Below are 9,150 nucleotides of genomic sequence, written 5' to 3' on the forward strand. Positions count from 1 at the left end.
CCGCGTTCCGAACCGGCCGGTCAATACTCGGTGAACGTTCCTACCCGGGCAGGTGACCAGCCCGCGGCGCACTTCACCCGATGCGCGGGGGCTCGACCGCGGGCCGACCACGCACCGGACTCGGGCTCGCCCCCGAGGTGGCAGCGGATCACCGGCGCGCCAGCACGTTGAGGCGAACCTCGGATTCGATTCAGCACCGAGCGTCCCGACCCGCGCCACCACCCCGTTCCCGCACCCAGCGGTGGGCCCGGACCGATCTCACCATGGCTGGCAGCCCACCGGAACGGCTCCGGCGCGGCGGACCGGGCGCGGAAACCCGGAGCGGAACGGCGGGGAGGGGCGATGCGAGGTCGAGACCGGCACGGCACGAGCACCATCGCGCGCCCGGTGCTGGCGGACGCGCTCGCCACCGCCACCCGCAACCGGGTCTGCCTGGTGATCGCGGCGGCGGGCTGGGGCAAGACCACCGCGGTCCGCGCTTGGGCGGCGTCCGCGGGCGGCACCGCCTGGTGGTTCCCCGAGGGGGCCGGGGACGACGCGGGACGGCTGCTGGCGACGCTCGTCGACGCCGCGCGCCCGCACCTGCCCGGCCCCGTCCCGGAACCCGACCGCGGTGCCGTCCGAGAGTGGCTGCGCGAGCTGGCGGTGGACCTGCACCTGGTCGTCGATGACCTGCACGAGGCCGGGGAGCACGCGGCGGCGCTGCTCGCCGACCTGTGCCGGAGCGCTCCCCCGCGGCTGCGGATCGTGCTGCTGTCCCGGCACGAACCGCCGTTCTCGCTGGAACGGCTGCGCGGACAGGGCAAGGTCAGCGAGATCGACGCCGGGCTGCTCGCCTTCGACGCCGACGAGATCACCGAGCTCATCGAGCGCTGCCTCGGCACCGCGGACATCGCGCTGGCCCACGAGCTCGGCGAACGCACCGGCGGCTGGCCCGCCGCGGTGTGCCGGGCCATCGACTCGCTGCGCGCCGTGCCCGAACCGCGCGGCGGCGGGTTGCCACCCGCCACCCGGTTCCACCCGTACCTCGCCGAAGAAGTCCTCGACCGCGAACCGGAGCGGGCGCGGCACGCGCTGCACCGGCTGGCCGTGCTCGGCGACGTCACCCACGAGGAGCAGGGCGGGGTGTTCACGGACCTGGCCCGGCGAGGACTCCTGCGGCCCGCCTCGACCGGGCGGTGGGCGCTGGTGCCACCGCTCGCGGAGTTCCTGGCCGAACCGCGCACCGTCACCCCCGAGGTCCGCACCGCGCTGCACCGGCAGGCCGCCGACGAGCACCACCGCGCGGGCAGGCACGAACGCGCGCTGCGGCAACTCGTCGCGGCCCGCGAGACCGAGCGCTGCGCCGCGCTGCTGGTGGAGGCGGGCGCCCGGCTGCTCGACGACGGGCACGTGGACGTCGTGCTCGACGCCGCCACCCTCCGCGGCGAGCAGCACGACCAGCGGATCGCCCGCGTGGTCGGGCAGGCGCACCGGCTGCGCGGACGGTGGCCGGAAGCCGCCGCGCACTGGGCCCGCGCCGGTGACCCCGCCGAACCCGGCCTGGCGTGGCGGATCGCCGACGCCGCGCTCGCCAGGGCCGAACCCGCCGAGGCGCTCGCCGCCTGCGCCGCCGCCGCGGGCACCGCGGGCGATCCGGCCGACGAAGTGCGGCTGCACGCGACCGCCGCGCTGGCGCACCGGCTCACCGGCGACACCGCCCGCGGCGAGCGGGAGGCGCGGCGGGCCGCCGACATCGCCGAGCAGCGCGGTCACCCGCGCACCGCACCGGTCGCCGCGCTCGCCGGTGCCGTGCTCGCCGCGGCCCGCGGCGACCAGCGCGCGGCGCGCACCGCGTGGTTCGCCGCCGCGGACAACGCCGCCGACGCGCACCTCGGCAGGCTGCACGTGCTGCGCGCGCTGCACCGCACCGAATCCGGCGAACCCGGCGCGGCGCTGGCGCAGGCCGACGCGGCGCTGCGAACGGCGGAGCAGCACCACGACCCGCTGCTGCGCGCGCACGCGCTCACCCAGCGCGCCCACGCGCTGACCAGGCTCGGCAGGTTCGACGAGGCGACCGTCGCGGTGGACGCGGCCTGCGAGGTGTTCGGCCGCTTCGGCACCGGGTTCCTCGCGTGGCCGCTGTGCGTGCGCGGCGACGTGCACCGCCTGCGCGGCAGGCTCGAACGCGCCCGCTCCGCCTACGAGGAGGCGCTGTCGCTGGCCGAACCCGCGCGCGACGTGCTCGCGACGAGCTCCGCGCTGGTCGGGCTCGCCCGCACCCGCGCCGCCGACGACCCGGCGCGCGCCCGGCTGCTCGCCCAGCGCGCCATCGACCTCGGCGAACACCTGCACGAGGTGCGCGCGCTGCTCACCCGCGGCTGGATCTCCTGGGAGGCGGGGGACGCGGAACCGGCCAGGGCGGACGCGGCACTCGCCGCCGAGCAGGCCCGCGCCCGCGGGGACGAGCCGGGGCTGGCCGAAGCGCTCGCGCTCACCGCCGTCACCGCCACCGATCCGCTGGTGCACGGGCCCGCGCTGGACGAAGCGGTGCAGATCTGGCGCGACGGCGGCTTCGCCTTCGACGAGGCGCAGGCCCTGCTGCTGCGCCACCGCCTGGCCCCGGCCCCCGGCGGGGCGGGCGCGGTGGCCGAACTCGCCGAACGCACCTTGTTGGAGCACGGTGCCGCCGCCGACGCCCGCGCCGCCGCCGGCCCGCTGGCCGCGGTCGCCCGGCTGGCGCCGCCGGTCCTGCTGCGCGCGCTCGGCGTGTTCCGGATCGAGCACGCGGGGGTGCCGGTGCCGCGCGCGGCCTGGCAGTCCCGCAAGGCCCGCGACCTGCTGAAGATCCTCGTCGCCAAGCGGCGCCCGATGCGCCGCGAAGAGTTGATGGAACTGCTGTGGCCGGAGGTGGACCCGGTACGCGCGGGCAACCGGCTCTCGGTGCTGCTGTCCACCGTGCGCGACGTGCTGGCCACGTCCGGCCCGGCCGCGGGATCGGTACTGCGCACCAGCGAGACCGGCACGGTCGGTCTCGACCCGAGGTGCGTGCGCATCGACGTCGAATCGTTCCTCGCCCTCGCCGACCGGGCGTTGCAGGCCGACCGCGAGGACTCCCCCGCCGCGACCGCGCTGCTGCTGGACGCCGAGGCCGCCTACACCGGCGACTTCCTGGAGGACGACCCGTACCAGGAGTGGGCGGACGCGCTGGCCGACGAGCTGCGCACCACGCACGCCGCGCTGCTGCGGGCGCTGACCCGGCGCTCCCGCGACGAGGGCGACACCGACCGGGTGGCGCGGTTCGCGCTGCGGCTGCTGCGCGACGACCAGTACGACGAGGAGGCGCACCTCGACCTGGTCGCCACCCTGCTGCGCGCGGAACGCTTCGGCGAGGCGCGGCGGCGCTACGAGCTCTACCGCAAGCGGATGCAGGAGATCTCCATCGATCCGCGCCCGTTCCCCGGCGTTCCCGGAACTCGCCGCCCGGCTGACACCTCCGAGTGAGGATCCTGCCCGGGACGGGTGATACAGGCTCACCTCTAAGGAAACCCTAAACCGCCCTGAACTGCGGTTTCCTACTCTCGCGGAGTGCAATCCGCCCTCCCGGGGTGCTCATGAGCGCACCCGCACCGATCCGGCCGGCCACGTCCGCCGTGTCCAGGTCGAACTTCGGCTTCTCCCCGGATGGCCGGGAGATCGCGTGCATCCGCACCAGCGCCGAGGTCTCGACCTTGGAGCTGTGGTCGTTCGCCCCGCGCGGCCCCCGGCCGCACTCGCTGCGCGCCCGCCGCTTCGGCCAGCTGCCCGGGAAGGTCCGCGGCGAACCGGAACTCATCCACACCGACTCCGGTGTCGACCCGCGCGCCCAGGTGCTGCCGCTCGGTGACGGCCGGGTGCTGCTGCTGGTGAACCGCGGCGGCGGACTCGCCGAACTGGAACTCGTCGACCCGTCCGCACCGCGCGCGCACATCGTCGGCCAGGTGCGCGCCGCGGACGGCTATCTGCTGCCGAGCCCGTCGGCGGCGCAACTGGGCTTCCTGGTCGCGCAGGAGGACCCGGAACGAACGGCCGTCTGGCGACTCACCGACGGCCCGCCCGGTGTCGAGCCACTCGTGCGGCTGCCCGGTGCCGCCACTGGGGGTGTGTGGCTCGACACCGACGCGGATCTGCTGGCGCTGAACCTGACCCGGCCCGGGCAGGCCGTGGAAGGGGTGCTGGCCGATCTGCGGCGCGGCTCGTGGCAACCGCTGTTCTCGCTGTCCCCCAGCAGCGACGACCGGATCCTGCTGCACCACCAGCGGTCCAAGCTGCTGCTGGTGCGCTCCACCTCCAGCGGCGCGGACCGGGTCGGCTGGGTGCTGCTGGACGGGGCGGGCAGCGTCCGGTTCCCGGACCGGCTGTGCCCGACGCACATCCCGCTGACCGTCGACGACGGCGGGCAGCGGGTGCTGCTGCGGCGGGAATCGGGCGCGCTGTCGGCGCTCGACCTCTACGCGCCGCGGGAGGACAAGCTGACCGCGCTGACCCTGCCGCCGGGCCGCACCGGCGACCGGGCGCACCTGAACGGCAAGACGGTGCGGGTGCCGTTCTCCTCGCCCGCGCGGCCGCCGACGCTGGTCACGGTGTCACCGAGCGGTTCCTGCTCGGCGCTGCCCGAGGAGACCGGCCCGGAGCTGCCGCCGTGGGCCTCCGCGGACCTGCTGCGCCTCGGCGGCGGCATCGAGGCCGTCGTCTACGGCGGCACCAAGTGGCGGACCTGCGACCACGTGGTGCTCGCGCTGCACCACACCGAAGGCGAGCTGTGGCGCTGGGAGTTCCACCCGCTGTTCCAGGACCTGGCGTCGGTCGGGGTGGCCGTGATCGCGCCGAACCGCCGGTCCGACGGCGGCCGGTGGGGCGGGCCGGACCTGGCCGGGGTGATCTCGCTCGGGCACCACCTGCGCTCGCAGCGCGCCGGGCTGCCCGGGCCGGTCCTGCTCGGCGGCGGGCACGGCGGGCGGCTCGCCCTGCAGGCCGCGGGCAGCACCCCCGGCCTGTGGTCGGCGTGCGCGGCGCTGGCGCCGCTGGTGGTGGAAGGCGACGAACTGGCACGCGCCTCCGCGGCGAACACGGCACCGGTGCTGCTGGTGCACGGCACCGGTGACGAGCTGGTGCCGGTGGACCGGGCCAGGTCGCTGCGCCACCAGCTGGCCGGACCGGCGCTGTCCGGGCCCGCGCTGCGGTACCTCGAGGTGGACGCCGGGCACGACGCCGTGGCCGCCGTGTCCGACGGTGCGCTGCGGGAGAAGGTCGTGGCGTTCTGCCGCGGCGGCCTCACCCCCTCACCCGAGGTGCGCTGAACCCCTCGGGCACACTGATCGGCCATGAGCTCCACGGTTCTGGTCCTCGGCGGCCGCAGCGAGATCGGTGTCGAACTGGCCGCCCGCCTCGTCGGCGACGGCAACCGCGAAGTGGTCCTGGCCGCGCGCCGCAGCGGCGACCTCGACGAGCAGGAGGCGCGGCTGCGCGAAGCGGGTGCGGTGGCGGTGGAACGCGTCGAGTTCGACGCCGACGACCTCGGATCGCACCGCCCGCTGCTGGACGAGCTCACCGCGCGGCACGGCTCGCTCGACGAGGTGATCGTCTCCTTCGGCATCCTCGGCGACCAGGAGCGGGCCGAGCAGGACGCCGAGCACGCGGTGTCGATCGTGCACACCGACTACGTCGCGCACGTCTCCGTGCTCACCCACCTCGCGAACCTGATGCGCGCCCAGGGCCGCGGCCGCCTGATGGTGTTCTCCTCCGTCGCCGGGGTGCGGGTGCGGCGGGCCAACTACGTGTACGGGTCGGCGAAGGCCGGGCTCGACGGGTTCGCCGCCGGCCTCGCCGACGCACTGGCCGGCAGCGGCGTCCACCTGCTGGTGGTCCGGCCCGGGTTCGTCGTCGGGCGGATGACCGAGGGCATGTCCCCGGCACCGTTCTCCAGCACGCCCGGCCAGGTCGCCGACGCCGCCGCGAAGGCGCTGCGCCGGGGCCGGGTGGAGGTGTGGGTGCCGTTCGCGCTGCGGGTGCTGTTCGGGGTGCTGCGCTACGTACCGCGCCCGATCTGGCGCAGGATGCCCCGCTAGACCGCCGCGGCCACTGGACGGATACCGCTGTTCTCGCCACACTGGAACCTCATCGGGTTCCGGGCCTGAGGTGCCGGCCCGGACCGGCGTCCAGGTGTTGGAGTGAAGGTGCCCTCATGACGACCGATCGCAACGTTCTCGGTGGCGAGCTGGAGCCCTGCGGCACCGACCCGCTCACCGGTTTCTACCGCGACGGATGCTGCTCGACCGGGCCGGAGGACGTCGGCGAGCACACGGTGTGCGCCGTGGTCTCCACCGAATTCCTGGTGCAGCAGCAGGAAACGGGCAACGACCTGGTGACGCCGCGCCCCGAGCACGGGTTCGCCGGGTTGCAGCCGGGTGACCGCTGGTGCGTGTGCGCGTCGCGCTGGCTGGAGGCGTACTCGGCGGGAGCGGCGCCGCCGGTGCTGCTGGCCGCCACGCACGCGAAGGCCATCGAGGTGGTGCCGCTAAGCGCGCTGCGCGAGCACGCGGTGGACGTGCCCGCGGATCCGAGCGCGCTGACCTGATCGCGGAGGTCGGCGTCCGCACTCGTTGCGGCGCTCCCGAGGGTTCGGGGGTGCCGCGGCTCCCCCTTGCGCGCCGCGCCGGTCCGCCGGGCCCCGTCACGGGCCGCGGCAGCGTCCGGCGGTGAGGAATTTCCCCACGATCGCCGTGCAGCGGTGGGTCCACTGTGCACCGCACCCGGGCGGGACGATCATCGCTCGGACGAACCGTCCACGGCGGCGGACCGTCCACATCGCGCACCGGCGCGTGCGGATTCCGGCCACGAGCCACGTGTTCCCCGGGCCGGGACCGCGCCACTAAGGTGGTGCCGATCTTCGGCGGGCCCGCTCCGCACCGCGCGGAACCGACGCGGACGCGTCGCCGATCGGCCGGGTCCCGAGTGGAGAGGCACCGATGATCAGCACCGTCCGCCGGACGTTCGGCGGCCTCGGATGGCCGGGTTATCTGATCGGCTGCGCGCTGGTCGCGCTGGTCTACTTCGCGCTCGCGGGCGTCGACGGCACCGGTGCGCTGCGCATCGTGCTGTACTGCGGGATCAGCGCCTCCGCCGTTCCGGCGCTGCTGCTGGGCGTGCGCCGGTACCGGCCGCGGTGGCAGCTGGCGTGGCTGCTGATCGCCGCCAGCCAGACCGTGTACTTCTTCGCCGACGCGAGCTTCTACACCGCGCACTACCTGCTGGGCATCACCACGTTCCCGTTCGTGGCCGACGTGCTGTACCTGTCGCACTACCCGCTGATCGTCGCCGGGGTGCTGCTGCTGATCCGGGCCCGCGCGCCGCGGCGCGACCTGCCGAGCCTGATCGACGCGACCGTGCTGGGCGTGGCGGCGGCGCTGCTGTCCTGGCTGTACCTGATCCAGCCGTTGACCAGTGCGGACGAGTCGACGCTGACGACCTCGGCGTACGTGGCGTACCCGGTGCTGGACCTGGCGCTGCTGGCGGTGGGGCTGCGGCTGCTGCTCGACCCCGGGCCGCGGCCGCCGGCGTTCTTCCTGCTGGTCGCCAACCTGCTGGCGTTCCTCGGTGCCGACTCGATCTACGTGCTGCAACGCATCGACGGAAGCTACGCGGCAGGCAACTTCCTGGACGTGCTGTGGCTGGCAGGCAACATCGCGCTCGGCGCCGCCGGGCTGCACCCGACGATGGCGGCGGTGGCCCAGGCCGGACCCGGCAAGGACCTGAACCTGAGCCCGCTGCGGGTCACGATGCTCGCGGCCGCCTCGCTCATCGCACCGGGCGTGCTGGTGCTGGAGAACTCGCGGGTGTCCGAAGGTTCGGTGAACGCGATCGCGGTGGCGTGCGCGGTGCTGTTCCTGCTCACCCTCGGCAGGCTCGTGGTGATGGTCTCCGAGCAGCGCAGGCTCGCGGTGACCGACTCGCTCACCGGGCTGCACACCCGCCGGTACTTCGAGGCGGAACTGCCGAAAGCACTGGCGCGGGCGGGGCGCACCCGCACCCGGCTCGCCGTGTTCATCGCCGACATCGACCACTTCAAGGCCATCAACGACCGGTACGGGCACCCCGTCGGGGACCGGGTGCTGCTGGAGGTCTCGGCGCGGCTGCGCGCGGTGGTCCGCGAAGGTGACGTGCTGGCCCGCTACGGGGGCGAGGAGTTCGCGCTGCTGGCCACCGACGTCGCACCGGAGGACGTGCCCGCGATCGCCGAACGGCTGCGGAACGCGATCGCCCGCGAACCCGTCGCCCGCGCCGAACGGGCGAGCATCGCGGTCACCACCTCCGTCGGAGCCGCCCTCGCCGACGGCCACCAGGACGACCCGGTGCGCATCGTCGCCGCCGCCGACCGCGCGCTGTACGCGGCGAAGGCCGAAGGCCGCGACCGGATCTCCGTCGGCGACCGGCCCGGCTCGGCGTCGGAGCACACCGCCTCGCTGGGCTACCTGCACGCCGTCAGCGACCTGGTCGACCGGCACCTGTCCTCGCACTCGCACGGCCGCGCCGTCGGCTCCTACGCCCGGATCGTGTGCGAGGCCATGGGTGCGGCGGCGGGCACCGTGCAGGACGCGGAACTCGCGGGACGGCTGCACGACGTCGGCAAGATCGTGATCCCGGCGTCGGTGCTGGGCAAACCCGCCGCGCTCGACGACGCCGAATGGGCGCTGCTGCGCGAGCACCCCGACCACGGCTACCGGCTGGTGCGCGCGGTGCCGGACCTGGACGACATCGCCGAGATCGTGCGCCAGCACCACGAGCGCTGGGACGGCAAGGGCTATCCGCTGGGGCTGCGCGGCGAGGAGATCCGCTTGGAGGCGCGGATCGTGTCGGTGTGCGACGCGTGGGCGACGATGCTCGCCGACCGGCCGTACCGGCGCACCCTCACCGTGGACGAGGCGGTGCAGGAGCTGCGCGACGGCAGCGGCACGCAGTTCGACCCCGGCGTGGTGGACGCCTTCCTGCGCCTGCACGAGGCGGGCGAGATCCACCAGCTGCCGCCGCTCCCCGCCGTCGTCGACTAGCGCGGCGACCCAGCTCCTGGTGCAGGTGCCGGACGATGGTGTGGACGGGGCGTTCGAGTTCTTCGGGTGGCGGTGGGGAGGTGGG

Annotated in this window: 5 protein-coding genes; all 5 read left to right on the forward strand. The window is 75.0% G+C overall.

All coding sequences use genetic code 11. From position 1 onward, the window contains the following. Positions 1–342 precede the first annotated feature (342 nt). The 5 genes from LCD31_RS16190 to LCD31_RS16210 all read left to right on the forward strand — a co-directional run bounded on the left by LCD31_RS16190 (position 343) and on the right by LCD31_RS16210 (position 9,065). Positions 343–3,483 carry a BTAD domain-containing putative transcriptional regulator gene (locus LCD31_RS16190; RefSeq protein ID WP_224959128.1) on the forward strand — a complete coding sequence of 1,047 codons (3,141 nt, stop codon included), beginning with the start codon at positions 343–345 and terminating at the stop codon, positions 3,481–3,483. Between the two features lie 110 nt (positions 3,484–3,593). Next, positions 3,594–5,318: an alpha/beta hydrolase gene (locus LCD31_RS16195; protein ID WP_224959129.1), complete on the forward strand. Its 1,725-nt coding sequence runs from the start codon at positions 3,594–3,596 to the stop codon at positions 5,316–5,318. Between the two features lie 24 nt (positions 5,319–5,342). Then, positions 5,343–6,086 (forward strand): SDR family NAD(P)-dependent oxidoreductase, encoded by a 744-nt coding sequence (locus tag LCD31_RS16200; RefSeq protein ID WP_224959130.1) that lies wholly within the window; start codon positions 5,343–5,345, stop codon positions 6,084–6,086. Between the two features lie 116 nt (positions 6,087–6,202). After that, positions 6,203–6,595 (forward strand): DUF2237 family protein, encoded by a 393-nt coding sequence (locus LCD31_RS16205; RefSeq protein ID WP_224959131.1) that lies wholly within the window; start codon positions 6,203–6,205, stop codon positions 6,593–6,595. 391 nt (positions 6,596–6,986) lie between these two features. Next, positions 6,987–9,065 (forward strand): diguanylate cyclase, encoded by a 2,079-nt coding sequence (locus LCD31_RS16210; protein ID WP_224959132.1) that lies wholly within the window; start codon positions 6,987–6,989, stop codon positions 9,063–9,065. Positions 9,066–9,150 lie beyond the last annotated feature (85 nt).

Origin of the sequence: Saccharopolyspora sp. 6M (genome assembly GCF_020176775.1) — a bacterium.
In the GTDB taxonomy this organism is placed as follows: domain Bacteria; phylum Actinomycetota; class Actinomycetes; order Mycobacteriales; family Pseudonocardiaceae; genus Saccharopolyspora_C; species Saccharopolyspora_C gregorii.